Source organism: Amycolatopsis echigonensis (assembly GCF_002846615.1).
In the GTDB taxonomy this organism is placed as follows: Bacteria; Actinomycetota; Actinomycetes; order Mycobacteriales; family Pseudonocardiaceae; genus Amycolatopsis; species Amycolatopsis echigonensis.
In genome coordinates, this window is record NZ_PJMY01000003.1 from 6,007,137 (window position 1) to 6,033,004 (window position 25,868).

Annotated in this window: 23 protein-coding genes and 1 pseudogene; 10 read left to right on the forward strand and 14 right to left on the reverse strand. The window is 69.5% G+C overall.

Annotated features, from left to right (window positions below; all coding sequences use genetic code 11):
* Positions 1-19: 19 nt before the first annotated feature.
* The 4 genes from ATK30_RS33540 to ATK30_RS33555 all read right to left on the reverse strand — a co-directional run bounded on the left by ATK30_RS33540 (position 20) and on the right by ATK30_RS33555 (position 2,803).
* The gene (locus ATK30_RS33540; protein WP_101438794.1) at positions 20-841 is read right to left on the reverse strand and encodes an ABC transporter permease; all 822 of its coding nucleotides are present in this window, start codon (positions 839-841) and stop codon (positions 20-22) included.
* Positions 801-1,598 carry an ABC transporter ATP-binding protein gene (locus tag ATK30_RS33545; RefSeq protein WP_101438795.1) on the reverse strand — a complete coding sequence of 266 codons (798 nt, stop codon included), beginning with the start codon at positions 1,596-1,598 and terminating at the stop codon, positions 801-803. The genes ATK30_RS33540 and ATK30_RS33545 overlap by 41 nt, the downstream gene beginning before the upstream one ends.
* Positions 1,599-1,644: 46 nt before the next feature.
* Positions 1,645-2,097 (reverse strand): MarR family winged helix-turn-helix transcriptional regulator, encoded by a 453-nt coding sequence (locus ATK30_RS33550; RefSeq protein WP_101438796.1) that lies wholly within the window; start codon positions 2,095-2,097, stop codon positions 1,645-1,647.
* Between the two features lie 70 nt (positions 2,098-2,167).
* Positions 2,168-2,803 (reverse strand): LysE/ArgO family amino acid transporter, encoded by a 636-nt coding sequence (locus ATK30_RS33555; protein WP_101438797.1) that lies wholly within the window; start codon positions 2,801-2,803, stop codon positions 2,168-2,170.
* 40 nt (positions 2,804-2,843) lie between these two features.
* Here ATK30_RS33555 and ATK30_RS33560 point away from each other — a divergent pair, with 40 nt between their 5' ends.
* Positions 2,844-3,728 (forward strand): LysR family transcriptional regulator ArgP, encoded by an 885-nt coding sequence (locus ATK30_RS33560; RefSeq protein ID WP_101438798.1) that lies wholly within the window; start codon positions 2,844-2,846, stop codon positions 3,726-3,728.
* A gap of 5 nt (positions 3,729-3,733) precedes the next feature.
* On the opposite strand, the gene ATK30_RS33565 is transcribed toward ATK30_RS33560, so the two are convergent.
* Complete coding sequence (locus ATK30_RS33565) at positions 3,734-5,806, reverse strand: AMP-binding protein (RefSeq protein ID WP_101438799.1); 2,073 nt, start codon at positions 5,804-5,806, stop codon at positions 3,734-3,736.
* A gap of 198 nt (positions 5,807-6,004) precedes the next feature.
* On the opposite strand from ATK30_RS33565, the gene ATK30_RS33570 reads away from it, so the two are divergent.
* The 4 genes from ATK30_RS33570 to glgC all read left to right on the forward strand — a co-directional run bounded on the left by ATK30_RS33570 (position 6,005) and on the right by glgC (position 9,695).
* Positions 6,005-6,499 (forward strand): universal stress protein, encoded by a 495-nt coding sequence (locus ATK30_RS33570; RefSeq protein WP_101438800.1) that lies wholly within the window; start codon positions 6,005-6,007, stop codon positions 6,497-6,499.
* Complete coding sequence (locus tag ATK30_RS33575) at positions 6,496-7,257, forward strand: putative protein N(5)-glutamine methyltransferase (RefSeq protein WP_101438801.1); 762 nt, start codon at positions 6,496-6,498, stop codon at positions 7,255-7,257. Before ATK30_RS33570 ends, ATK30_RS33575 begins: the two co-directional genes overlap by 4 nt.
* A 66-nt stretch (positions 7,258-7,323) precedes the next feature.
* On the forward strand, positions 7,324-8,481 hold the full coding sequence (gene glgA, locus ATK30_RS33580; RefSeq protein ID WP_101438802.1) for a glycogen synthase: 1,158 nt from the start codon (positions 7,324-7,326) through the stop codon (positions 8,479-8,481).
* Positions 8,478-9,695: a glucose-1-phosphate adenylyltransferase gene (gene glgC, locus ATK30_RS33585; RefSeq protein WP_167442245.1), complete on the forward strand. Its 1,218-nt coding sequence runs from the start codon at positions 8,478-8,480 to the stop codon at positions 9,693-9,695. Before glgA ends, glgC begins: the two co-directional genes overlap by 4 nt.
* Before the next feature lie 132 nt (positions 9,696-9,827).
* On the opposite strand, the gene ATK30_RS33590 is transcribed toward glgC, so the two are convergent.
* Entirely contained in the window at positions 9,828-11,027 is a 1,200-nt protein-coding gene (locus tag ATK30_RS33590) for a glycosyltransferase (RefSeq protein ID WP_167442046.1), read from the reverse strand.
* 127 nt (positions 11,028-11,154) lie between these two features.
* On the opposite strand from ATK30_RS33590, the gene ATK30_RS33600 reads away from it, so the two are divergent.
* The 3 genes from ATK30_RS33600 (at position 11,155) to ATK30_RS33610 (ending at position 13,929) form a co-directional block, all read left to right on the forward strand.
* Entirely contained in the window at positions 11,155-11,919 is a 765-nt protein-coding gene (locus ATK30_RS33600; protein ID WP_101438804.1) for an SGNH/GDSL hydrolase family protein, read from the forward strand.
* Between the two features lie 278 nt (positions 11,920-12,197).
* Complete coding sequence (locus ATK30_RS33605) at positions 12,198-12,962, forward strand: GntR family transcriptional regulator (RefSeq protein WP_101438805.1); 765 nt, start codon at positions 12,198-12,200, stop codon at positions 12,960-12,962.
* A 232-nt stretch (positions 12,963-13,194) separates the two neighbouring features.
* Positions 13,195-13,929, forward strand: coding sequence for a sulfite exporter TauE/SafE family protein (locus tag ATK30_RS33610; protein WP_101438806.1), 735 nt, complete (start codon positions 13,195-13,197; stop codon positions 13,927-13,929).
* Between the two features lie 41 nt (positions 13,930-13,970).
* Here ATK30_RS33610 and ATK30_RS46535 read toward each other — a convergent pair whose 3' ends face one another.
* The 8 genes and pseudogenes from ATK30_RS46535 to ATK30_RS33645 all read right to left on the reverse strand — a co-directional run bounded on the left by ATK30_RS46535 (position 13,971) and on the right by ATK30_RS33645 (position 24,318).
* Complete coding sequence (locus tag ATK30_RS46535) at positions 13,971-15,059, reverse strand: sialidase family protein (RefSeq protein WP_244194804.1); 1,089 nt, start codon at positions 15,057-15,059, stop codon at positions 13,971-13,973.
* 100 nt (positions 15,060-15,159) lie between these two features.
* Positions 15,160-15,798, reverse strand: a pseudogene (locus ATK30_RS46540) (sialidase family protein); the annotation flags it as partial.
* Complete coding sequence (locus ATK30_RS33620; protein ID WP_101438807.1) at positions 15,795-17,801, reverse strand: beta-galactosidase; 2,007 nt, start codon at positions 17,799-17,801, stop codon at positions 15,795-15,797. The gene ATK30_RS33620 and the pseudogene ATK30_RS46540, both read right to left, overlap by 4 nt.
* Positions 17,801-18,730, reverse strand: coding sequence for a dihydrodipicolinate synthase family protein (locus tag ATK30_RS33625; RefSeq protein WP_101438808.1), 930 nt, complete (start codon positions 18,728-18,730; stop codon positions 17,801-17,803). The genes ATK30_RS33620 and ATK30_RS33625 overlap by 1 nt, the downstream gene beginning before the upstream one ends.
* Complete coding sequence (locus ATK30_RS33630) at positions 18,727-19,692, reverse strand: oligopeptide/dipeptide ABC transporter ATP-binding protein (protein ID WP_101438809.1); 966 nt, start codon at positions 19,690-19,692, stop codon at positions 18,727-18,729. The genes ATK30_RS33625 and ATK30_RS33630 overlap by 4 nt, the downstream gene beginning before the upstream one ends.
* 82 nt (positions 19,693-19,774) lie before the next feature.
* Positions 19,775-21,736: a dipeptide/oligopeptide/nickel ABC transporter permease/ATP-binding protein gene (locus ATK30_RS33635; RefSeq protein ID WP_101438810.1), complete on the reverse strand. Its 1,962-nt coding sequence runs from the start codon at positions 21,734-21,736 to the stop codon at positions 19,775-19,777.
* On the reverse strand, positions 21,736-22,695 hold the full coding sequence (locus ATK30_RS33640) for an ABC transporter permease (protein WP_101438811.1): 960 nt from the start codon (positions 22,693-22,695) through the stop codon (positions 21,736-21,738). Before ATK30_RS33640 ends, ATK30_RS33635 begins: the two co-directional genes overlap by 1 nt.
* A gap of 15 nt (positions 22,696-22,710) precedes the next feature.
* Positions 22,711-24,318: an ABC transporter substrate-binding protein gene (locus tag ATK30_RS33645; RefSeq protein WP_101438812.1), complete on the reverse strand. Its 1,608-nt coding sequence runs from the start codon at positions 24,316-24,318 to the stop codon at positions 22,711-22,713.
* A gap of 172 nt (positions 24,319-24,490) precedes the next feature.
* Between ATK30_RS33645 and ATK30_RS33650 the strand changes: the two genes are divergently transcribed.
* A complete protein-coding gene (locus tag ATK30_RS33650; RefSeq protein WP_244194805.1) occupies positions 24,491-25,264 on the forward strand; it encodes a FadR/GntR family transcriptional regulator in 774 nt (257 codons plus the stop codon).
* A 19-nt stretch (positions 25,265-25,283) separates the two neighbouring features.
* Positions 25,284-25,823 (forward strand): GNAT family N-acetyltransferase, encoded by a 540-nt coding sequence (locus ATK30_RS33655; RefSeq protein ID WP_101438813.1) that lies wholly within the window; start codon positions 25,284-25,286, stop codon positions 25,821-25,823.
* Positions 25,824-25,868 lie beyond the last annotated feature (45 nt).

Below are 25,868 nucleotides of genomic sequence, written 5' to 3' on the forward strand. Positions count from 1 at the left end.
GTGTGCGGACGAGGGTGTTTCATCGAGCCAGCCTTCCCAGCAGAGCCGAAGCGACCGCGATCGCCAGCGCGGTCGCACCCACTAAGACGCCGAAGTCGGCCCAGAGGTTCGCGGGGGTGCCGATCAAGAGTCCCCGCAAGGCATCGACTTGGTAACTGAGCGGGTTCGCGTGGCTCAGCACCTTGAGCCAGGACGGCATCAGGTTCACCGGATAGAGCGCGTTGGACCCGAAAAACAGCGGCATCGTGATCGCTTGGCCGATGCCCATCAGCCGTTCGCGCGAAAGCACCAAACCGGCGATAACGATCGAAAGACAGCAGAAGAAGGCCGAACCGAGCACGACGGCCACCGCGGTGCCCAGCAGCCGCAGCGGGTTGGCGGTCAGCCCGACGCCGAGCAAAGCGGCGAGAATCACCACGATGAACGCCTGCACGAGGGCGCGCACCCCGGCGGCGAAAGCCTTGCCCGCCACCAGCGCCGCGCGCGGCGTCGGCGTGACGAGCAGCTTCGCGAGGACGCCCGCGTCGCGCTCCCAGATGATCTGGATGCCGTAGAAGATGGAGATGAACAGCGCGGACTGGGCCAGGATGCCGGGCGCGAGATAGTCGAGGTAGGGCACCGATCCGGTCGGGATCGCGCGCAGCCGGGTGAACGTTTCGCCGAAGATGAGCAGCCACAGCGCGGGCTGGATCGCCCGGGTGAGCAGCTCGGTCTGGTCGCGGCGGAGTTTCTGCAGTTCCACCAGGCACATCGCGCCGATCCGGGAGAACAGCACGCGCAGCTGGCCCAGCGGACCGGGGTCAGCCGAGACGGCGGGCGGTGCGGCGAGCGGCACGGACATCGCGGATCCCTCCTGCGTCGAGCGCGTTTCCGGTGACGGTCCGGAACACGTCGTCCAATGTGGACTCCGGGCCGAGCCCGGCTTCGAGGTCGGCCGGCGTGCCGAGCGCGCGGATCTTGCCGGCGTGCATCAGCGCGACGCGGTCGCAGTACTGCTCGGCCTCGTCCATGTAGTGGGTCGTGACGAGCACGGTCATCCCGGTTTTGGCACGGATCTCGGAGATCCGCTCCCAGACCGCCGAGCGCGCCACCGGGTCGAGCCCGATGGTCGGTTCGTCGAGGATCAGCAGCCGGGGCGAGCTGACCAGCGCCTGCGCCAGTTCGAGCCGGCGGATCATGCCGCCGGAGTAGCGCCCGGCCGGGCGGTCCGCGTCGTTCTCCAGCCCGACCAGTTCCAGCGCCTCGCCCACCTGCGCGGCGCGTTGGGCCCGCGGCACGTCGAAGAGCCGGGCGAACAGCGATACGTTCTCGCGACCGGTGAGCGCGCCGTCGGCCGAAAGCTGTTGCGGGACATAGCCGATCAGCCGGCGCACAGCCATCCGGCGGCGGGCGACGTCGAGCCCGAAGACGGAGATGCGTTCCGCGGCGACGGGCAAGAGCGTCGTGATCATCCGGATCGTGGTGGTTTTCCCGGCACCGTTCGGGCCGAGAAGACCGAAGACCTCGCCGGGTTCGATGGAGAGATCCACGCCGTCGACCGCGACGGTCGTGCCGAAGGAGTGCCGCAATCCGGTGCAGCGGACTGCCGGTTCGCTCATGCCGTCGCCTCCGTGCGGAGTTGCCCGATTCGCGTGCGAGCTGCGCTCATGCGTCCTCCTTGAGTGCTTCGGTGAGCCGTTCGAGGGCGGGCAGCGCGGCGACGATCGCCGAAGTGTCCTCTTCGGACAGTTCGGCGAGCGCGGCGGAAACCAGCCCGATGCGGGTGCGCCGCCAGACCGCCATCCGGTCCTTGGCCGCATCGGTGAGCTGCAGCCGCGCGGCCCGGCGGTCGGCCGGATCGACTTCGCGCCGCAGCAGGCCGGCCTCGGTGAGCACGTTCACGAGCGTGCTCACCGAATTCCCGGCCAGATTCAGCTCCCGCGCCGCCGCGGCGACGCCGATGCCCGGGTTCCGGTGCACCACGCGCAGCAGTTCCACCTGCGAGCCCGGCAGATGCGGTCCGGGCAGCGCGGTCCGCGCCCGGCGGCGCACGACGCGGCGTACGCCCAGCACAGCGGTGAGAACGCGTTCGGCGAGGTCGATCCGGGGTGCGGGCATGTCGCCAAGTTAGCTCTGACCCAGAGTTATTAGCAACGCTAAATGTCCTGTTCGCCGGAAGCCTGCCGATTCATCCCCGTTGGACAAGCAGCGTGATACCCAGCGCGAACATGGTCGCCGCGATCACGCCGTCCAGGATCCGCCAGGCCGCGGGACGCGCGAACACGTCGGACAGCCTTCGCGCGCCGAGCCCGAGCGCGCTGAACCAGACCGCGCTCGCGGCCACCGCGCCGATGCCGAACAGCCAGCGGCTGTCGCCGTGTCCGGCCGCGACCGAACCGACGAGGAGAACGGTGTCGAGGTAGACGTGCGGGTTGAGCCAGGTGAGCGCGAGGCAGGTGAGGAGCGTGCGTTTCGGCGAGGTCAGGTCTGCGGGGGAGACGGTCAGCGTGCCCGGCCGGAAGGCGCGGCGCGCCGCGAGGATCGCGTATCCGACCAGGAAGAGCCCGCCGACGATCGCGATCGCCTTGATCGCCGACGGCCACCGCTGCAGCACCGCCCCGATCCCGCTGACCCCGGCGGCGATGAGGATCGCGTCGGACAGCGTGCAGACGAGGATCACCGGCACGACGAGGCCGCCGCGCAGTCCTTGGCGGAGCACGAAGGTGTTCTGTGCGCCGATGGCGACGATGAGGGACATGCCGGTGCCGAATCCGGCGCTGAGCGCAGCGATCACCCCGCCGACGTTAGAAGGGCTCGCGAGCATTATTCTAGGTAAAGATTCTGAACTAAGATAAGCGATCGTGATGTCCGATCTCCCGCTCGACCAGGTCCGCACGTTGCTCGCGGTGGTGGACGAGCAGTCGTTCGACCGTGCCGCGGCGGTCCTGCACGTGACGCCGCCCGCGGTGAGTCAGCGGGTGAAAGCGCTGGAACAGCGGATCGGCCGGGTGCTGGTGCTGCGGTCGAAACCCGTGCGGCTCACCGAATCCGGCGAGGTGCTGGTGCGGTTCGCGCGGCAGCTGACGCGGCTCGAAGCGGACACGCGCGCGGAGCTGGGCCTCGGCGGTTCCGGCCAGCCGACGACGCTGCCCATCGCGGTCAACGCGGACTCGCTGGCCACCTGGTTCCTGTCCGCGCTCGAAGAGGTCCCCGCCGAGCCGCCGATCTCGTTCGACCTGCGCAGCGACGACCAAGACCACACCGCGGCCCTGCTGCGCGAGGGGTTGGTGATGGCTGCGATCACGGCGACTCCGCAGCCGGTGCAGGGCTGCACGGTCAGTCGCCTCGGCACGATGCGGTACCGGGCGGTGGCGTCGGAGGAGTTCGTGCGGCGCTGGCTCGACGGAGGCTCGCTGGCGGAGCGGCTGCCTGCCGCGCCCGCCGTGCTGTTCGACCGGAAAGACGATCTGCAGGACCGGTTCCTGCGCCGGCTGACCCGCCGCAGGCTGCCGAGCCGGGTCCGGCACTACATCCCGGCGTCAGTGTCCTTTGTGGACGCGGTGGCGGCCGGGCTGGGCTGGGGAATGGTGCCGGAACTGCAGTTGTCCGGTCGGGAACTGGCGGATCTCGCGCCGGACCGGGCGGTGGACGTCGCGTTGTACTGGCAGCAGTGGAAGCTCGACTCGCCCTCGCTGGCCGCGGTGGCGGAGGCGGTGGGGAGGGCGGCTGGGCGCGCGCTGGGTCCGTGACCGAGTCAGCCCTGCGTGATCGGCCAGAGGTCGTCGTTCAGGAGCCGCTTCACGATCTTTCCGGTGGCATTCCGCGGAAGCTCCGGCACGAAGTAGACATCGCGCGGCACCGCGAATCGGGCGAGGCGCTGGTGGATGTAATGCCGGACATCCTCGGCGTGCATGCGCGCGCCGCGGCGGAGCACGACATACGCGGCGAGGCGCTGGCCGTATTCGTCGTCCGGGACGCCGACCACAGCCGCGTCCGAGACACCCGGCAGCGCGGCCAGGGCTTCCTCGACCGGGCGCGGGAAGACGTTCTCGCCGCCGGACACGATCATCTCGTCGGCGCGGCCGGTGACGAACAGCCGTCCGGACGCGTCCTGGTAGCCGACGTCGCCGGTCGCCATCAGGTCGTGGGCTCGGGGGACGCTGGAACCGTTGGTGTAGCCGTCGAACAGCATGTCGTTGCCGACGAAGATCTGGCCCTCGTCGCCGGGCGGGACCGGGCGGCGGTCGTCGTCCAGGATCGCGACCCGGGTGCCCGGCGGGCAGCGGCCGGCGGACGTCGGCGCGGCGCGCAGGTCCGCCGGGTCGGCGATGCTCGCCCAGGACACCTCGGTGGAGCCGTAGAAGTTGTAGAGGACGTCGCCGAAGGTGTCCATGAACGACGTCACGAACGCGCCCGGCATCGCCGACCCGCTGCTCGCGACGATCCGCAGCGACGACAGGTCGTACCGGTTGCGCACGCGTTCGGGCAGATCGAGGATCCGCTGCAGCATGATCGGGACGGCGAACAGCGCGTCGCAGCGGTGTTCGGCGATCGTGCGCAGCGTCTGCTCCGCGTCGAACCGGCGGATCAGCGACAGCTCCGCCCGCAAGGCCATGCCGAGCTGCATCGCGGCCAGCCCCCAGCTGTGGAACAGCGGGGCCGCCACGGCGATCTTGTCCCTGGCCCGCAACGGGATTCGCGACAAAACGGTCGCCGACGTGCTCACGCCCTTCGGCGTCGGACGGCGCGCACCCTTCGGCGCACCCGTGGTGCCCGACGTCAGCACGACGATCCGGCCCTCGCGTTCGCTCGGCTTCGGCCGGGTCACCGGCGCGTCCTGGAGCAGCTCGTCGAGCGTGCGGTAGCCCTGGTCGGCGTCGTCCCACGTGCTCACGCGCGGGAATTCGCCGGGCACCGACGCGATGATCGGCGCGAACTCGTCGTCGGCGAGGACCGCGGCGGGCGGGTGTTGCGTGAGGACTTCCTCGACGGCGGCGGGGGAGAGGCCGGTGTTGAGCAGGACGACGTCGGCGCCGAGCTTGCTGCATCCGACGAACGCCTCGACCATCGCCGCGTGGTTGCGGCACATCAACGCGACCTGTGAACCGGCTTCCACGCCGAGCGCGGCCAGAGCGTTGGCCAGCTGGTTGCTGCGCTCGTCGATCTCGCCGAACGTGCGCGTGTTGCGCTCGTCGTGCACCGCGATGTCGTCGGCCCCGCGCGCGGTCGCGGCGAGATAACCGCCGGCCAGCGTCGCGCCCCAGCGGGCGAACGAACTGAGCTGCTTGACCATTTTGTCCGGCCGTCCGGCGGCCAGCACGCCCGCGCGGACCAGCGTGTTCGCCGTGCGCAGGGCAGTGGCCGGCTCGTGCTCCGGCGGGTCGCCCGGCAGCCCGGACAGCTGTTGCCCGATCCGCTTCGCCAGCTGTCTGAGCAGGCCTTTCGCCGTGCCGCGGGCGAGCAGGCCCGCGTGGTCCGGCGGCAGCGACGGGAGCATCATCCGCAGCACGATCTCGGTGCCGCCGCGCGCGACCGGGCGCAGTTCGACCGACACCCAGGTCCGCTCGTCCGGCAGCCCGCACCAGACGACGTGCTCGCCCGGCCGGTACACCGCCGCGTGAATGGTGCCCTCGACCAGGGTTTCCCGGTCCGGGGCCAGCCGGATCAGGCAGTGCGGCCCGCGGCCCCGTTCGGCCGGCACCGTGACCTCGCACCAGCTGATCGCCGGGACGAACCTCGGGTACAGCTCCGGGCTGCCGACGATTTGCCACACCTGTTCGGGCGGGTGCCCGACCACCGCACTCGCCTCGACCACATCGTCTCGCATCGCGATCCGCCTCGCCGCCGCACGCGTGTGGGCTCCCCGGTCCTTCCCGGACGCGTGTTCAGGTTGCGGGGACGCTACCAGCCGAAGCGCGCCTGGGGTACTCCGAACGGACGCAAATCCATCTGGGTGGGAATTTTCTTCCCGGGTTTCGTCCGAGGTGACGGACGCGACCCGGCGGGTTCCGGCGTCCCGGACATAATGGGCCGGGTGGAGCAACTGGTCGAGGAATACGGGCCCAGCTGGGATCCCGGCCCGTACGAACGGGGCACCGACGGACCGCGCGTGATCCTGGTCGGCGCGGACACGTCGCCGACCGGGCTGCGGGCGACGGCCTACGGCGGCGGCCTCGCCCGGCGGCAGCGCGCGCGGCTGGTCGTGGTGTACGTGGCCGCGCCGACGGTGTGGACCGGGCTCGCCGCGTCCGCGGTCGTCGACGTGCAGCAGCAGACTTTCGAAGAAGAGATCGAGCAGCTGCGCGCGGAGCTGCGCGACCGGGCGGCCGACCTGCAGGTCCCGGTCACGTTCGTGGTCCGCCGCGGCGAAACCTTCCCCGAACTGCGCCAGGCCGCGCAGGAGGCGAACGCCGACATGGTCGTGGTCGGCGCGTCCGAGCAGGGCGGGCACCGGCTCGTCGGCTCGGTCGGCAACCGGCTGGTGCGCGCCGCGACCTGGCCGGTCGTCGTGGTTCCGTGAGCGACGGAGGTTTCGAGGAGGTCGTCGCGCGCCTGCGCGCCGCCGGATGCGTTTTCGCCGAGGACGAGGCCCGGCTCCTGCTGGGCCAATCGGGCGATGTGGCCGCGATGGTCGCGCGGAGGGTCGCCGGGGAACCGCTGGAGTACATCCTCGGCTGGGCGGAGTTCGCCGGCCGCCGGTTCGTCGTCGCGCCGGGCGTCTTCGTGCCCCGGCACCGCACCGAACTGCTCGTCCGGCTGGCTGTGGGGTTCGCGCACGAGCAGGCAGTGGTGCTCGATCTGTGCTGCGGCTCCGGTGCGCTGGGTGCGACGGTCGCGGCCGAGGTGCCCGGGATCGAGCTGCACGCGGCGGACGTCGAGCCCGCCGCGGTCGACTGTGCCCGGCAGAACGTGCCTGGTGACGTTTACCAAGGCGATCTCTACGCCCCGCTTCCGCAGCGGCTGCGCGGCCGGGTGGACGTGCTGATCGCGAACGTCCCGTACGTCCCGACCGACGAGGTCGCGCTCATGCCGCCCGAGGCGCGCGACCACGAACCCCGCGTCGCGCTCGACGGGGGAGCCGATGGTCTCGACGTGCTCCGTCGCGTCGTCGCGGAGGCTCCGGCGTGGCTCGCGCCCGGCGGGCACGTGCTTTTCGAGGCGAGCGAACGCCAAGCCGCGGCCGCGACGGCCGAACTGCGCAAGGCGGGACTGGTCGCGTCGGCGGAAGAAGATGACGAACTCGGTGCGACAGTCGTGGTAGGACAGCGCGAACACTGAGCGGCGAACCGGATTCGCCCGCTTTCCGTACTGCGTGCGTCCGGTGGGGGCGTCTAGGGTCGACGCATGAAGGTCGGCCTGCTCACCCGGGAGTACCCGCCGGACGTGTACGGGGGAGCGGGGGTGCACGTCGAGTTCCTCGCGCGGGAACTGCGGTCGCTGGTCGACCTGGACGTGCACTGCTGGGGCCCCGATCGTCCGGACGGCGCACACGGGCACCGCGACGCGCACGGGTACGCCCAGCCCGCGTTCGCCACCATGGACATCGCGGTCTCGATGGCCGACGCGCTCGCCGGTCACGACCTCGCGCACAGTCACACCTGGTACGCGAACCTCGGCGGCCATCTGGCGAAGCTCGCACACGGCATCCCGCACGTCATCACCGCGCACTCGCTCGAACCGCTGCGACCGTGGAAGGCCGAGCAACTCGGCGGCGGCTACCGCGTGTCGTCGTGGATCGAGCGCGACGCCTACGAGGCAGCGGACGCGATCATCGCGGTCAGCTCCGGCATGCGGCGCGACGTGCTCGCCGCGTACCCGAACGTCGACCCGGCGCGGGTGCACGTGGTGCGCAACGGCATCGACACTGAGCTGTACCAACCTGATCCCGGCACCGACGTGCTCGAGAAGCACGGCATCGATCCGAAGCGGCCGTACGCGTTGTTCGTCGGACGGATCACGCGGCAGAAAGGCGTGCCGCATCTCGTGCGTGCCGGGGCCGCGTTGGACGAGGACGTGCAGCTGATCCTGTGCGCGGGCGGAGCGGATACGCCGGAACTCGACGCGGAGTTCCGCGGGCTTGTCGCGGACTTGCAGGAAAAGCGGTCCGGCGTGCACTGGATCCCGGAGATGCTGCCGCGTCCCGAAGTCGTCCAGCTGCTGACGCACGCGCTGGTGTTCGTGTGCCCGTCGGTGTACGAGCCGCTCGGCATCGTGAACCTGGAAGCGATGGCGTGCGGCACCGCGGTGGTGGCCAGCGACGTCGGCGGCATCCCGGAGGTGGTCGCCGACGGCGAGACCGGGGTCCTGGTGCATTACGACGAGACCGAGCCCGGCGCTTTCGAGGCCGGGCTCGCGCGCGGGATCAACGACCTGGCCGCCGATCGCGCCCGCGCCACCCGGCTGGGCCTCGCCGGACGGGACCGTGCGGTGGGAGAGTTCGGCTGGCCAGCGATCGCCGCCGCGACGGTCGAGGTTTACGAGGCGTGCGGGAGGGTTTCGTGATCGACGGATCCGATGTGCTGGGGATCGTCCTCGCCGGCGGCGAGGGCAAACGGCTGATGCCGCTGACCACCGACCGCGCGAAACCCGCGGTCCCGTTCGGGGGCGTGCACCGGCTGATCGACTTCGTGCTCTCCAACCTGGTGCACGGCGGGATCCGCCGGATCTGCGTGCTGACGCAGTACAAATCGCACTCGCTGGACCGCCATATTTCGACGACGTGGCGGCTGTCGTCCCTGACCGGCGAGTACGTCACGCCGGTGCCCGCGCAGCAGCGGCTGGGCCCGCGCTGGTTCCAGGGCAGCGCGGACGCGATCCACCAGAGCTTGAACCTGGTGCACGACGAATCGCCCGCGTACATCGCGGTGTTCGGCGCGGACAACATCTACCGGATGGACCCGCGCCAGATGATCGACGCGCACATCGCCTCCGGCGCGGGCGTGACGGTCGCCGGAATCCGCGTGCCGCGCGCGGAGGCCCGGTCGTTCGGCGTGATCAGCACCGAGGACGGCACCAAGATCGACGCGTTCCTGGAGAAACCCGAGGACCCGCCCGGCCTACCGGATTCGCCGGACGAATCGTACGTGTCGATGGGCAATTACGTGTTCACCACGCAGGTGATGCTCGACGCGCTGCACGCGGACGCCAAGAACCCGGCGTCCAAACACGACATGGGCCGCGACATCATCCCGGCGCTGGTGGAAAAATCCGAGGCGGCGGTCTACGACTTCAACGGCAATGTCGTACCCGGCGAAACCGACCGGGACCACGGCTACTGGCGCGACGTCGGAACGATCGACAGCTATTACGACGCACACACGGATCTGATTTCGACGCAGCCGATTTTCAACCTGTACAACCGGAAATGGCCGATCCTGGCCCACCCCGCCCAACGCGCGGCGGCGAAGTTCGTGGAAGGCGGCACGGCGACCCAGTCGATCGTCAGCAACGGCTGCATCATTTCCGGCGCACAGGTGGTGGATTCCGTGCTGTCGCCGGACGTCTTGGTGGAGAACGGCGCGGTAGTACAAGGCTCCGTGCTGCTGGACGGCGCCCGAGTCGGCCGCGGTGCCGTAGTACGCCGCGCGATCCTGGACAAAAACGTCGTCGTCCCGCCCGGCGCCCACATCGGGGTGGATCTGTCGAGGGACCGCGGCCACTACCACGTAAGCGACTTCGGGATTGTCGTGCTGGGCAAAGGCGAAACCGCCATCTAGGCCACTCGCTCACAGCCGCACCAGCGCACCCAACAATCGAGGCACCCAGCCCCCGCCCTGCACCCCCAGACCGTCAGCACACTCGGGCTTCGGGGTGCCCCCACGCAACATCCCTAAACGGAACCCACCACCTCAGCGGAGGACCGCGACGGCACGCGCCACAACCTCAGCAGGACTAGGCTGCCCCCGCATCTCCCGCAGAACCTCCTCCGCCGCCCGCCGAAACGACTCCTCCTCGAGCAACCGCGAAACCAGCTTCCGCACCGTGGCAACATCCACGGTGGACGGATCATGGCTCAGCCCCACGCCCCGTTCGACCACCCGTTCCGCCGACATCGGATTGTCCGCGAAACTGGGCAGCACCAACTGCGGCACCCCGTAGAACAACGGCGCGGCAGTAGTCCCCGACCCGCCGTGATGAACAATCGCCGAACACCCCGGCAGGAACACCGACAGCGGCAAATACCCCACCGACCGGACGTTCTCCGGAAACTCGCCCAGTTCGCTCAGATCAGCGGTGCCGGCCGCCAGCACGACCTCGACGTCCATCCCGCCGAGCGCGTCCAGCACCACCTTCAGGCTGCTGACCCCGGTCATCGCCGGCACGACGGTGCCCAGCGTGACAGCGACCCGAGGCCGGTCAGGCTTCCGCAAGACCCACTCCGGCAGCACTGACCCGCCGTTGTAGGGCACGAACTGCATCGGCCACCAAGGTGCGCCGTCGCGTTCGTCGACGTGTTCCTCGTCCGCGCGCAGCCCGCCCATGCTCGGCGCGCGCGGGTCGATCCGGGCGATGACGTTCGGCGGCGCGTCGCCGATGCCGAGCTTTTCGCGCATCAGCGCGACGAGCTCGCCGCCCAGGAAGTCGTTGTGTTCGGTGCGCCAGGACGTGTCCCGGGCCGACCACGAGATCCGGTTGCCGACCTCGAGCGCGGGCGCCCCGAGCGCTGCCGCGGCGAGCGGGCCGGCCCCGTGGTCGGACGGGTAGACGACCAGGTCCGCGCCGAACGCCCGGCCCGCCTCGATCGTGCCCGCGGTCATCGCGGCGGTGAAAAGCCCGAACGGGCCCTGGTGCCGCCGCGCGAGCCGGTACTCCTCGGGTTCGTCCGGGTCCGGGGCGGCCCCGTCCTTGACGGTCGCCAGCAGGTCGGTCCAGATGTCGCGGCCGGGGAAGACGTCGGCGACCGGCAGCCCGGCGCGCGCGGACACCTCGGCGATCTCGGCGGTGGTGGCCAGCAGCACCTCGTGCCCGGCGGCGCGAGCGGCCCAGACGACCGGGATCAGGGGAAGCGTGAGCCCGTATCCGGGGGCGGACGCGAACAAGATCTTCACCCTGCCGAGCCTGCCAGAACCGTGACCTTGCCCGCATCCCGATTTCGGTTTGCGCACACTGGTAACGCGCGGGGGCGCGGCGGCGACACATCCGCAGATCATCTCTCCCGGGAAAGGTCCGGTCCTCATGCGAAGATCCCGTATCGCGGCATTGCTGACCCTGGTCGGCTTCGGCATCGCGATGTCCCCCGCGGTCGCCGCCGACGCTGGTCAGACGAGCACCTGGTGCACCAAAAAGGACCAGGTGGCGATCCTCGGGACGTCGGCCGACACCGGTTACGGCACCACGGGCTACCAGTCCGCTTCGGACACTTACGCGCCGACCACTTACGGCTGGACCACGAAAATCGCCAACGACCTCCACGCGCAGTGGAACACCACGACGAAGAACTACGCGCACAACGGCGCGATGGCCACCGACTACCTCCCCGGCGGCCGCTGGCCCGACACGACCGGCGCGCTGGCCGACCTCACCCAGCGCCAGCCCGACCTCGTGCTCGTCGACCTCGGCGGCAACGAACTGATCTCGCAGACCGACCCGGCGGTGTTCAAGGCGAATCTCGGCAAGGTCATCGACAACATCCGCGCGGCGCGGCCCGGCGTGGACATCCTGCTGTCGATCTACGCCGAGCTGAAGTGGACGCCCAACCCGTGGGGCGGGCAGACGCAGAAGTACTTCTGGTCGCAGTACGCCTCGGCGATCTACGACACGGCGGTCGCCAAGGGGACGGCGCTCGTCGATCTGCGGCAGTACATCCCGCCCGCGGGGGCGGCGAACCTGCCGAACCCGAGCCCGTGGCTGGCGGACAACGTGCACCTGAACGACGCCGGGAACCTTGCCGAGTACGGGATGTGGTGGGGCTGGACGTCGAGTCTGGGAAGCATTTGCTGACCAGCCGCCGCGCGGGCTGAGGGCCACGATCCAGGCACCGCTGCCGGGCTTCTTCGCGCTCGGCAGCGGTGCCGGTCTGCTCCCGCGCGCCGCCTTCTTCGACCGCGGTGCCGGTGAACCCGGAATCCAGCAGGACACCGACGAGGGCGGCGTTCCCTCCCCTTCGTGGTGGCGGAACGGGCACCGAGGCTGCTCATCGTCGCTGCTCATGGCGTTTCCGCAGGTCAACTGGGGTGGCGTAACCTCGGCGTAATCACCATCCCGGTAGCGTCGCCGACGTGGTGACTACGCAGCGGAGGGCGGAACGGGCCCGGCAGGTGGCCGACGGCCTGCGGCAGCGGATCGTCGCGGGCGAGGTCGGCGAACTGCTTCCGGGCGAACGCGAGCTGGGCGAGTGGTTCGGCGCGTCGCGGAACGTCGTGCGGGAAGCGCTCGGCCTCCTGCGGGACGAAGGGCTCGTCGAACGTCGTCAGGGCGTCGGGACGCTTGTCGTGCGCCCGAAATACGGGCACGGGCTCGACCAGTTGACCGGTCTGGCGGAGGCGCTCGAGGGACACGGCGAGGTCGTGAACGAGGTGCGCACGGCCGAGACGGTCGCCGCGCCGCCCTCGGTGGCGGAACGCCTCGGCCTGGCAGCGGGGGAGAAGGTCGTCCATCTGGAGCGCGTCCGGCGGCTGGGCGGGGCGCCGTTGTCCCTGGACTCGACCTATCTGGCGGCGGATCTGGGGATTCCGTTGCTGGGGAAGGATTTGGCGCACCGGGACCTGTTCGCGCTGCTGGAAGAGACGAACGGCATCCGGCTCGGGCGGGCGGAAGTGGAAGTGCACGCGGTGTCCGCCGGACCGGATACCGCCGCGCTGCTGGACATCGCGCCGGGAACCGCGGTCTTCGCCCTGGACCGGTTGACCCGGCTGCCGGACGGACGCCCGGTCGACGCGGAATGGCTGCACATCCGCGCGGACCGGCTCACGTTGCGGGCGACTCTGCACCGTGGAGCAGGTGATCCGGTGGGCAGACGGCAGCCGCGTGCTGAAGGGTCATGAGAGTCCACGCCGGTGCTCACCGGTGCAAACGCGCGCGAGGGCTCGCACGGAGAAGCGGTCGGGTGCTGGTGCGGTGCTCGCGGGTGGTTTGGCAGGGGTCGCAGTTTCCGCACGGGCGGGTGCCGCTGTTCGAGAGGGGAGGTCCCCGCATGGGAGTGATTCGATTGGCAGGCCGCGGTTTCTGGCGGCGGGCTGTGCGCGGGCCGGTTCGTCGGGAGGGCGGCTTCCGGAGGTGGCCGAGGTGATCGCCGCGCTCGTCGTCACCGGGCTGCTGGCCGGGATCGGCATCACCGCGGTCGGACCCGGCGGGGTGCTCGCGACAGTCGGACTGTTCGTCTTCACTTCCCTCACCCCGGCACAGGTAGCCGGGACGGCGATCGTCACGCATGTGGCCACCGGAATCCTCGGCAGCGCCGCGTTCGTCCACTCCGGACAGTTGCGGGAGCCCGAAATCCGGCGGGTAGCGGGAATTCTCGCGGCAGCCGCGATAGTCGGGACTCCGCTGGGGGTGCTGCTGAACTCCGGGGTGTCCGCCCAGGCGTTCGGCATCGTGCTCGGCGGGTTCGCGCTCGTGGTGGCGGTGTTCGTCGGGCTGAAGGGACGGGAGCGGCCGGTCGGGACGCCGGTCGCGGGGGCGATCGGGGCCGGGGTCGCGGTGGTGGCCGGTCTGGTCGGCGTGGGCGGGCCGATGCTGGCGGTGCCGTTGCTGGTCGTCGCCGGGATGCCGGTGCTCGGGGCGCTCGCCGCGGCGCAGGTGCAGTCGGTGGTGATCGCCAGTGTCGGCACGCTCGGCTACGTCCTGCACGGAGCGGTCGACTGGCGGCTGGCGGCGATCGTCGGGATCCCGGAGCTGGCGGGCGTGGTGATCGGCTGGCGGATCGCGCACGCGTTGCCGACCAAGACCCTCAAAGCGGCACTCGTCGCGGTGCTGGTCGGGATCGCGCCGTATCTCGCGTTGCACGGCTGAAGCCGGGTGGCTCCGGAGGGAACCACCCCGCTTCACCGGAATTACCGGTCGAAGTGAAGCTCCATCACCGCTCCCGGGACTGGTTTCCCGGCACGGACGGCGGTCAGTTCCGCTGCGGAGAGGGCGCGGCGGTAGATACGCGCATCGTCCAGCGAACCGGACAGGTGCTGCGCGCCGTCCAGGCGTTCGCCCAGCCACAGCTGGAATGAGACGGTCTGGGTGACCGAGCCGGGGGAGTCCGGCCCGGACGCGGCCACCGCGCCGTCGACCAGGATGCGGAGCTGGCCTCCGGATCGCTGGAGCGCCACGTGGTGCCACGTCTGATCGTCGTACGCCGACTGTGTAGTGACCGACTTGCTTCCGGCCGCGGTGGTCATCATCGCGATCAGCCGGTGCGACGACGGTTCGGCGCGCAACCACATTTGCGGTGCGGTCGAACCCATGCCGCCTAGCCACAGGAGGGCTTGCGGGTCCTTCGAGGCACCGTATTTCACCCAGGTGGAGAACGTGAAGTCACCGGAACCGACCAGTTGCGCCGGCGAGTACGGGACGCGCACGAAGGCGTTCGTCAGCTGCAGCGCCTGGCCGAATTTGCCGGGGACGGAACTGGCGTCGCCGAGCACCCGGGCAGGCTGTCCGCTCGCGACGTCCGGAGTGGACACTCCCGGCGAGCGCTTCCAGCCGAGGTAGTTCTCGTCGAAGCGGGCGAAACGGATCTCGTCGCGGGCGTCCACTGCGCCGCCCTCGTACATCAGGCCGATCTTCGCGCTCTTGTCTTGCGGGCCGCTGAGCTGGACCAGGTCGGAGTACCCCGACCAGTCCGTCGTGATCCGGGTGCCCTGGTCGGCGTTCTCCCAGGTGCGGCCGTCGTCATAGGACGAACGGATGGTCATCCAGCGCCGCCGGTCGGTGTCGGCGGGGGAGGCGAACAGGATCCGCTTGCCGCCGGCACGGTCCAGGCGCAGCAGCGAGCCTTGCACCATCGGCGTCACGAGGTCGGGGATGGCGGTGAAGCGCTGGGAGAACGTCTCGCCGCCGTCCCGGCTCAACGCGTAGTCGCGGTTGCCGATGTCGGTGCCGCTTTGTTCGCGGCCTCCGGCGTAGATGGTGCCGTCCGGCAGTTCCACCACACTGACTTCCGACGGCTTTTGCGTGAAGGTGCCGCCTACGGGGATGCAGGTAGTTGTCGACGGCGCCGACGTGCCAGGAGGAACCGCCGTCGTCGCTGTAGATGAGACCGGCGTAGTTTTCGACGGAATTGGTGCCGTCACTGCGCTCGGCGTTCACTCCGAAGACGAGCCGGCCCGCGTGCCGGCCGTGCTGGAGCTGGATTCCGTGCACTGGACCTGAGGCGTACCAGGAATCCCACGCGGGAAGCTTCGCCTGCGCGCTGATGTCGACCGGCGTGGACCACGTCCGGCCGTCGTCGGTGCTGTACTGCGAGTGCGGGGTGCGCGGGCACGGGACGTCGCAGCCTTTGTCGTCGGTGCGGCCCTTGTTGTACGTGGTGATCAAGACGATACGGCCGGTCTTAGTGTCCACAATGGGCACCGGGTTGCCGTGGGTGTCCCCGCCGCCGCGGTTCACCACTTGCAGCGGCGACCAGGTGGTGCCGCCGTCGGTCGACCGCTTCAGCACCAGGTCGATGTCCCCGGTGTCGCCGCAGTTGTTCTTGCGGCCTTCGGCGAAGGCCAGCAGGGTCCCGTGCGTGCTGCGGACGATCGCCGGGATGCGGAAGCACGCGTAGCCGGTTTCCTGATGCGGATTGAACAGCGCTTGCTGGTCGAACTGCGGGGCGGCTTGGGCCGGCGACGGGGCGAGGAAAGCCAGCAGCACGAACGCCAGCACCACGCGAAGAGCGGTTCTCATCTGGTCTCCGTTCCGAACTGTCCGGAAAGGACGGCCACGCCGTGCGCGGCCAATTCCACTTCGGACGATGGCTGAGCGGGATCGGCGAGCAAATCCGTGCCGGGCGAAGGCAGGGAAAAGGTCACGGCTTCGGCGTTGTGGTTGAGCAGGAAGAGATAGTCGTCGGAACCGTGCCGCACGACCGCCTGGACACCGTCCGGCAGTCCGGGCAGCACCGGCGAAACTCCGGCGTCGGCGGTGATCCGGTCGAAGAGAGTGCGCATAACGTCCGCGTCCGGCCGGGTGCCGAGGTACCACGCGACGCCGGAGCCGAACTCGTGCCGCGTGACCGCGGGGCGACCGGCCAGCGGGCCTTCGGCGAAGGTGGCCACGACCTCCGCGCCCTCGGCCTCGATCCACTCGGACCAGATCGTCGCGCCAACGGAGACCCCGTCGAGGTCGAGAGTCGTGGAACCGCCTTCGGGGAGCGGCCAGAATTCGTCGACGCGCAAGCCGAGAATGTCGCGCAGCGGAGCGGGGTAACCGCCGGTGTAGACGCGGTCGTTCTCGTCCGCGATGCCGGAGAAGAAGGACACCGCCAGATGTCCGCCACCCTCCACATAGGAGCGGAGGTTGGCCGCGACCGCACTGTCCATCAGGTACAGATTGGGCACCACGACGAGCCGGTAGGAGGACAGGTCCTGCGACGGATGCACGACGTCGCAGGTGACGTTCGCGTCGAACAGCGGCGCGTAGTGCGCCAGGTGCGCGTCGAGCTGGCTGAGGTCGTCCGACGGGTGCGAGTTCAGCTCCAGCGCCCACCAGCTGTTCCAGTCGTGCAGGATCGCGACGTCGGCCTTCACCCGGCTGTCCGCCAGCTGGGGCAGCGACGCCAGCTCCTGCCCCAGGTCACGCACCTCGCGGAACGTGCGGGTGTCCGGACCGCCGTGCGGCACCATGGCGGAGTGGAACTTCTCGGCCCCGCCGGGAGTTTGCCGCCACTGGAAGAACAGCACCGCGTCCGCGCCGCGCGCGACGGCCTGCCAGCTGCCGAGCCGCATCGTCCCCGGCGGCTTCGGGCTGTTGCGGGTCCGCCAGTTCACCGCGCTCGGCGCCTGCTCCAGCAGGAGCCACGGCTGACCGTCCTTAATGGACCGGACGAGGTCGTAGGCGAAGGCCGCTTCCAGGTGCCCGCGCGGATCGTACGGATCGGGGTAGGAGTCGAGGCTCACGACGTCCTCGTGCGGAACCCACTTGTTCCAGTCGAGCGACTTCTGCACCAGGCCGACGAAGTTCGTGGTCACCGGGACGTCGGGCGTGATCCGGGCGAGCACTTCGCGCTCGTTGAGATAACAGCCGAGCGACGCGTCGGAGGAGAACCGGTGGTAATCCAGCTGATGTGCCGGGTTCGGGAAGGTCGGCGCGACGCGCGGCGGCTGCACCTCGGCGAAGTCGGAATACCGCTGGGACCAGAACGTCGTGCTCCAGGCTTCGTTCAACGCCTCGACGCTGCCGTAGCGTTCGGTGAGCCAGCGCCGGAAGTCCGCCGCGGACTCGTCGCAGTAGCAGGCACGGATGTGACAGCCGAATTCGTTGCCGATATGCCACATTTCCAGCGCCGGATGCCCGGCGTACCTCGTAGCGACCTGCTCCACCAGCCGAGCGGCGTGCTCGCGGAATACCGGACTGGACGGGCAGAACTGCTGTCGCGCACCGGCGGACAGCCGCGTTCCGTCCGCGCGCACCGGCAGGATTTCCGGATACTGATGGGAAAGCCAGGGCGGCGGCGAGGCCGTCATGGTGGCGAGACAGGCCCGGACGCCGCCTGCGGCGAGGTTGTCCATCACCGTGTCGAACCAGCCGAACTCGAATTCCCCGGGTCGCGGTTCGACCTGCGCCCAGGAGAAAATCCCGACAGTCACCATCGAAACCGAGGCCTCGGCCATCAGTTTCAGGTCTTCCGCCCAGACGTCGGGCGACCAATGCTCGGGGTTGTAGTCCCCGCCGTAGTACAGCCGGTCCATCAGAGGAGCCCCGCTTCCGCCAGCTTTCCCTTGATCTGCAGCAGTTCGTCGTCGTTGAGGGGGAGTTGCGGCGGTGCCATCACCGCGTTGTCGATAAATCCGCGCATCTTCATCGACGCCTTGAACGCGCCGAGCGCGGCCGAACCGCGGCCCATCCGGTTCGGCGGCGCCACGTCAGTGATGCTGAACAGCGTCAGCAGCCGTTCCTGCTCGCGCCGCGCGGCCTGCAGGTTGCCGCCGCGGAAGTGGTCGTAGATCAGCACATAGCCGACCGGGTCGACGTTTCCGAGTCCCGGCACCGCACCGTCCGCGCCCTGCGCGAGCGCGGCGTCGACGAGCAGTTCGGAGCCGGTGAAGACGGCGAACTGCTCGAGCCCGCGTTCGCGCCGCTGCTGCAGTACCATCCGGAACCCGGCCTCGTCGCCGCTGGAATCCTTGAGCCCGGCCAGGACGCCGTCCGCGGCGAGGGTCAGCACCATGTCGCGGTCGAGCTTCGTGTGCACGGCGACCGGGATGTCGTAGGCGAAAATCGGCAGCGATGTCCGCTCGTGCAGCAGCCGGAAGTGCCGGTCGATCTCCGCGACGTGCGTTCGCGTGTAGTACGGCGCGGTCACCACGATGGCGTCCGCGCCGGCCGCTTCGGCGGTCTTGACGTGCTCCGCGACGCGCAGGGTCGTCATGTCGATGCAGCCGGCGAGCACCGGGACTCGTCCGGCGACCTGGTCGACCGCGGTTTCGACGGTGATCCGGCGCTGGTCGTCGGGCAGGAAAGCGACCTCGCTGGACGATCCGAGCACGAAAATCCCGTGCACGCCGGCGTCGAGCTGGAATTCGATGTGCCGCCGCAGCGACGCCGTGTCCACGGTGAAGTCGTCGTGGAACGGCGTGCACAGCGGCGGGATGATGCCGGCGAACTTGGGCGCAGTCATGAGGCGGTCACTCCGGTCGTGATCTCGGGATGGATGCAGCGGTAGGTGTGCTCGTCCGGCCCGGACTGCGGTGGCAAGGCCAGGGAGCATTCTTCGGTGGCTTTCGGGCAGCGGGTGTGGAACGGGCAACCGGGCGGCGGCGCGGTCGCCGAGGGCACGGGTCCACTGAGGACGATCGGTTCGACCGGGTGCAGCAGGCTCGGCGTCGCCGAGAACAGCGCCCGCGTGTACGGGTGATGCGCGTGGTGCGGCAGTTCGGCGGCCGGTGCTTGTTCGACGATCCGGCCGAGGTACATCGTCACGATGCGGTCGCTCATCCGGCGCACGGTCTGGATGTCGTGCGACACGAACACCATCGCCAGCTCGAGCTGTTCGCGCAGTTCCAGCAACAGGTTGAGGATCTGAGCACGCACCGAAACGTCCAAAGCGGACGTCGGCTCGTCGGCCACCAGCAACGCCGGCCGCAGGGCGAGCGCGCGGGCGATCGCCACCCGCTGCCGCTGTCCGCCGGACAGTTGCGACGGCAGCGCGTCGGCCACACTGGACGGCAGCCCGACGAGGTTCATCAGCTCCCGGACCCGTTCGCCGCGCTCCTCGGCGGTGCCGATCTGGTGCACGTCGAGCGGGTCGCGCAGGATCTTCGAAACGGGCAGCCGCCGGTTCAGCGCGGTCGACGGATCCTGGAAGATCATGCCGACGGTCCGGCCGAGTTCGGCCGGGCGAAGCGCGGACAGCGGCTGGCCCGCGTAGCGCACCGTGCCGGAAGTGGGCTTTTGAAGCCCGACCAGCACCTTGGCCAAAGTGGACTTTCCGCAGCCGGATTCCCCGACCACACCGACGGTTTCGCCCTTCGCGATGGTGAGGGTGGCGTCAGTGAGCGCATACACGCGGTCGTGCCCGAACAGGCTGGAACCGCGGATCTTGTGCACCACGTGGACGCCGTCGACCTCGACGAGACTCATGTCGACACCTCCGCAAGGAGTTTCACGCTGGTCGATGGGGAGGGGGCGGCATAAATAGCAATGATTCGCTTGCAAGCTGCGCTCATGCCTGCGCTCCTTCTGCCATCGCCACGACGGGGGTCTCAGCGGGGTAGTGGCAAGCCACGAGATGCCCGTCGCCAGCTGGTTCAGGTGCGACTTCGAAGCAATGCCCGCGAGCCGCAGGGCACCGGCTCGCGAACCGGCAGCCGGGCGGGAAGTCCGCCGGGGCGGGCACTACACCCTTGATCTGCGTGAGCGTCGCTTCGTTCTCCTCCAGCGACAGCACCGCGCTGAGCAGTCCGCGGGTGTAGTGGTGCTGCGGCGCGCCGACGACCGCCGCGGTCGGACCTGTTTCCGCGACCTGGCCGCCGTACATCACCACCACCCGGTCGGCGATGTCGGATACCAGCGCGAGGTCGTGAGACACCAGCACCAGGGCGAAACCCAGCTCCTCCTGCAACCGCAGCAAAAGCGCCATGATCTGCGCCTGCACGGTCACGTCGAGGGCCGTCGTCGGCTCGTCGGCGACGATCAGCTTCGGGCTGCGGGACAGCGCCATCGCGATCAGCACGCGCTGCCGTTGTCCGCCGGACAGCTCGTGCGGGTACGCACGCAGTGTCCGGCCGGGGTCGAGGTTGACCAGTTCCAGCAGCTCCTCCGGCGTGCGGGTGCCGCCGCGCTTGGTGAACTGCTTGAGCTGCGCGCGGATCGTCATCGCCGGGTTCAGCGAGCTGAGCGCGTCCTGGTACACCATCGCGAGGTCGTGCCCGAGGTGCCGGCGGCGGACGCTCGGCTTCATGGTGAGCAGGTCGTCGCCCGCGAACCGGATCTCGCCGCTGAGCCGAGCGGCGTCCGGCTGCAGGCCCATGATCGACAGCGCGGTGAGCGACTTGCCGCATCCCGATTCGCCGATCAACCCGAGCACCTCGCCGGAACGGACCGAAAAGGACACTCCGTCGACCACGTTCACGCCGTTGTGCCGGTCCGGGAACGAAATCGCGAGATTCTCCACCGCCAGCACGGTTTCCCGGCCGGACAGGTCCCTCGCCTTCGCCGCCAGCCGTTGCCCGGCCTCGCGCAGGCCGCGCAGCGGCAGCACCGCGGCGGTGTTCTCCGGAGCCAGTTCGATCTGCTGTGCCGCTTCGGCCGCCTTCGCGGTGCGAGCCGACGGCGCGGCCCAGGCGTCGGAGATCCCCTCGGAGAGAATGTTCAACGCCAGCACGGTGGCCAGGATCAGCAGGCCGGGGAACAGCGTCGCCCACCAGCCGCCCGTCAGCACGAGGTCCTTGCCGTCCGACAGCACCGAACCCCACGACGGATCGGGCGGCTGGATCCCCGCGCCGATGAACGACAGCGACGCCTCGAACACGATCGCGTCGGCGACGGTCACCGTGCAGTACACGAGGATCGGCGCGGCGCAGTTGACCGCGACGTGCCGGGCGAGGATGAACAGCCGTTTCGCGCCGATCACCCGTTCGGCCGCGACGTAGTCCTCGCCGTACTGCGCGAGCACGTTCGCCCGCACCACCCGCGCGACCGGAGCCATGTTGAGGAAGCCGATGGCGAGGATCAGCACGAGGATGCCTCGGCCGAACACCGCCACCAGCACCGCGGCGAGCGCGATGCCGGGGAAGGCCATCAGGACGTCGAGGACCCGCATGACCAGGCCGTCGACCCGGCGGCCGGACGTCGCCGCGAACGCACCGACCAGGACGCCCGCGACCAGCGCGAGCAGCGTCGCGCCGAGGCCGATCGCGAGCGACCAGCGGGTGCCCGCGACGAGCCGGGAGAAGATGTCGCGGCCGGACTGGTCGGTGCCGAACCAGTGCGCCGCGCTGGGCCCGCCGGTGTCGGTGCTGAGCACGTCTGGGTTGTGCGTGGCCACGGCGGTGCCGAGGATCGCGACGAGCCCGAGCACGATCAGCACGGCCAGCGCGATCCACGAGGACAGGGGAAGCCGCCGGAACCGGACGCCGGGCCGCGAGAGCCGGGCGGTCAGGTTCGGGCGGAGGACCGGGCGCATCACGAGCGGCTCCGCAGACGGGGGTTGGCGACGAGGTAGAGCACGTCGACGATGAGGTTCACGAGCACGAACCCGGCCGCGATGGTGATCACGAAGCCCTGCACCTTGGCGGTGTCGCCGTCCTGCACGGCCTGGATCATGTTCTGGCCCATGCCGGGCAGCGCGAACATCGTCTCGATCACCACCGCGCCGCCGAGCAGGTAGCCGACCCGGAGGCCGAGCACGGTCAGCGGGTTGACCAGCGCGTTGCGCAGCACGTTCCGCCCGACCACCACGACCGGCGGCAGCCCGCCGCCGCGCGCGGTGCGCACGTAGTCCTTGTCGAGCTCCTCGACCATCGACGTGCGGATCACCCGGGTCAGCTGCGCGGCCACCGGCGCGGCCAGCGCGATGGCGGGCAGCGTCAGCGAGTTCAGCCAGCCGGAGAACGAATCCGCCGGGCTGACGTAGCCGCTGGTGGGGAAGAGGCCCTTGCCCACGGCCAGCCACTGCACCAGCAGCAGCGCGATCCAGAACGCCGGCGCGGCGACGCCGGCGAGCGTCACGAACCGGATCAGGTGGTCGGGCCAGCGGCCGCGGAACAACGCCGAGGTCACGCCGAGCACGACCGAGATGACCAGCGCGAGCGCCAGGCCGAGCAGGGTCAGCTGCACGGTGAGCGGGAGCGCGGTGGCGATGGTCTGGCCGACCGGCTCCTTGGTGATCACGCTCGTCCCGAAGTCGCCCTGCAGCAGATGCCACACGAAGTGCACGTACTGCAGCGGCAACGGGTCGAGCAGGCCGTTCTGCTCGCGGAACTGCTGGAGCTGGTCGGCGGTGGCGTTGGCTCCGTTGAACGCGGCCATCGCCGGGTCGACCGGCGAGAACCGCATCACGATGAACACGAACAGGATCACGCCGAGCAGCAGCGGGATGAGGGCGAGGATGCGGCCGGCCAGCATCCGCACGACGACTGTCATTTCCCGGACCTCCCGTCAGACCGGTTTGGCCTGGTTGAGATAGATGCCCGGGTAGCCCTGGGCACGGACTCCGCTGATCGCCTTCGGGTCCCACGCGGTGCCCATCTGCGTGAAGACGATCGGATAGATCACCGCCTGCTCGGAAATCTGGTCGAGCAGTTGCTTGTACAGCCCGTTGCGCTTGGTCTCGTCGGTTTCCGCGGCGGCCTTGTCCTGCAGCGCCAGCAACGCGTTGGTGTCGTCGCCGCTCCAGCGCGCGTACCGCGTCATGAGCACCGATTGCGCGTCGTAGTAATAGCGGATGAGCAGGTCGGGGTCATTGCCGAACTGCAGCGGGTTGTTCGTGGTGGCCACGACCTGGAAGTCGTCGCCGTTGTCCAGTTTGGAGAACAGCGCCTTGGTGTCCTGGGAGTCCAAAGTGGTCTGCACGCCGATCGCGTCCCAGCCCTCCTTGATCACCTTGACGCAGTCGAGAACCAGCGAAGTGTTCGTAGTGGACAGCGAAATCTTCAAGCCGCTGACGCCCGCTTCGGCGAGGAGCTGCTTCGCCTTTTCCGGGTTGTAGGCGAAGTCCTGCGACGCGGGCTGCGAACCGGGCAGCTTCGGGTTGATGAACGACGTGCCCGCCGTGCCGGTGCCGCGCAGGCCGATCTCGATCATCTTCTTCTTGTCGATCGCGTAGTGCAGTGCCTGACGCACCCGTTTGTCGGCGAACGGCGAGTGCTTGGTGTTGAAGAGCAGGAACAGGTTGTTGCCGCCGTCGGCGAATTCGACCGTGCGGCCCGCCTTGCGCAGCTGCTCGGCGTTGGCGGGCGGGATGTTCTCCGCGATCTGCGCGTCCGGCTTGGCCCCGGAGATCGCCGCGACCCGAGGCGCGGAATCCACAATGGACTTCCAGAGCATCTTGTCGTACGCGGCTGGGCGCGGGCCGTTGTAGTCGGCGAACTTCTCGAACGAGGTGTGCGACAGCGGGGCCTGCTCGGTGATCTTGTACGGCCCGGAGCCGACCACCTTGCCCGCCGCGGCGGCCTTCCAGTTGTTCTCGAACACGTGCTTGGGCACGATCTTGCAGATCTGGATCCGCTGCAGCGCGTACGGGAACGCGAACTTCAGGCTGAATTCCACCGTCTTCGCGTCGACCTTGGTGACCGACTCCAGCCACTGCGAGAAGAAGCTGTGGATGAGAACGTTTTCTTTCGGGTCGAGCACGCGGGCGTAGGTGAACACGACGTCGTCGGCGGTCACCGGCTGCCCGTCGTGCCACTTCGCTCCGTCGCGCAGTTCGAAGCGCAGCTTGGTGCTCTTGAGGTCCGCCGGCAGCGCCTTGGCCAGGCCGGGGAACGGTTCCCGGGTGATCGGATCGCCCTCGACGAGCGATTCGTAGCTGTGCAGGATGGCCGCCATCGCGAACGCCGACGCGGTCTGCAGCGGATCCCAGGTCTGGTTGTTGCCGTACCCGATCACCGCGGTGACGGAACCGGACGAATTCCCGGTCTTGTTGGTCGACGCGGGACCGCCGCACGCGGCGAGCGTCGACGACACCGCTGCGGCAGCCCCGGCGAGGCCGGCGTAGCGCAGCAGTGCGCGCCGGTTGAACGAAGTCCCCATGGCGGTTCGGGACATGGCGTCTCCTGACTTGATGCGGTGTTCCACCCAGAAAGCGTCGAGAAGTAGGACGTGGGACGTCCTATGACTTGCCGGAACCCTAAGTCCCGTTCCGCCCTCGGTCAAGGGGTGTGTTCCCACCCGCGCGGGTGCAGCGGGGAAAGCCGGTCATGACGTAGGATGTCCTCCGATGGCGACGTGCCAGTGCAAGAAAGACATCCGGGAGAAACGTGTGGCGCGCCCGCAACGCAGTGAAGAGATCACCAAGCAGATCATCGACCTGATCGTCGACCGGCAGCTGCCGACCGGCGCGCCGATGCCGACCGAGCTGAGCCTCGCCGAGGACCTCGGCGTCAGCCGGAATTCGATCCGGGAGGCGGTCAAGGCGCTGCAGGCGCTCGGCATCGTCGAGGTCCGGCACGGCTACGGCACGTTCGTCGGCTCGGCGGGCTCGGAGGCTCTGCAGACGTGGCTGCTCTTCCGCACGCGCAGCCGCGGCAGCACCGACGCCGGACGGCTGCGCGACCTGCTCGAGGTGCGCGAGATGATCGAAACGGAGCTGACCAGCCGCGTCGCGCGGGACCACCGGCCGGAGCTGATCGGGCAACTGCAGGCGTGCGTCGCCCGGATGCGCCGCAAGGGGCCGGACGCGGCGGTGGCCGACCGCGAGTTCCACGACCTCATCTGCGCCGAGGCGGGTTTCGATCTGGCCCGCGAGCTGACCGGGTTGTTCTGGGACGTCTACCGGGCCGCGGAAGGCGAAATGGGCGGGCCGGTGTCGTCGGCCACGACCACCGCGAAACGGCACCAGGCGATCGTGGACGCGCTCGTGAGCGGCGACGCGGAGGCGGCCGCCCACGCGGTGCACCGGCATTTCGACGAGGTGCGCAAACGGGCGAAGGCGGGTCGCTACGGCGGCTTCGGCGAGGCGCGGCCCGCGGTTTCCGGTTCGGCCGCCAGCTGACTGTGGTTAGTCTGGGCAGGTGACGACTCCGGAGATCGCTTTCCTGCCGCCGTCCGCCGCCGAGGACACCGCGCTGGTGGCCACGCTGACTGATCTGGTGAACACCGTCTACGCCAAGGCCGAGGCGGGTTTGTGGGCCGGTTCGGCCGATCGGACCAACGCCGGGGAGATGGCCGGACTGGTCCGTGCGGGCGAAATCGCGGTCGCCCGGCTCGACGGGGCGGTGGCGGGTTCGGTCCGGATCCAGCGGCTGGCCGAGGATCTCGGGGAGTTCGGTCTGCTCGCTGCCTCGCCGGAGGCGCGCGGCGCGGGGATCGGGCGGGAGCTGGTCCGGTTCGCGGAGAGTCACTGCCGGGCCCAAGGCTGTACGCGGATGCAGCTCGAACTGCTGGTCCCGCGCGAGTGGACGCATCCGTCGAAGGACTTCCTCGCGCAGTGGTACACCCGGCTCGGCTACCGGGTGGTGGAGACCTCGACCATCGACGGGCCGCATCCGGAGCTGGCTCCGCTGCTGGCCACTCCGTGCGATTTTCTGATCTGGCACAAGGATCTCGGCTGAGTCGTGCCGCGGATTTCCGTCCGGTTCTGTCCTGGTGTCAATTCT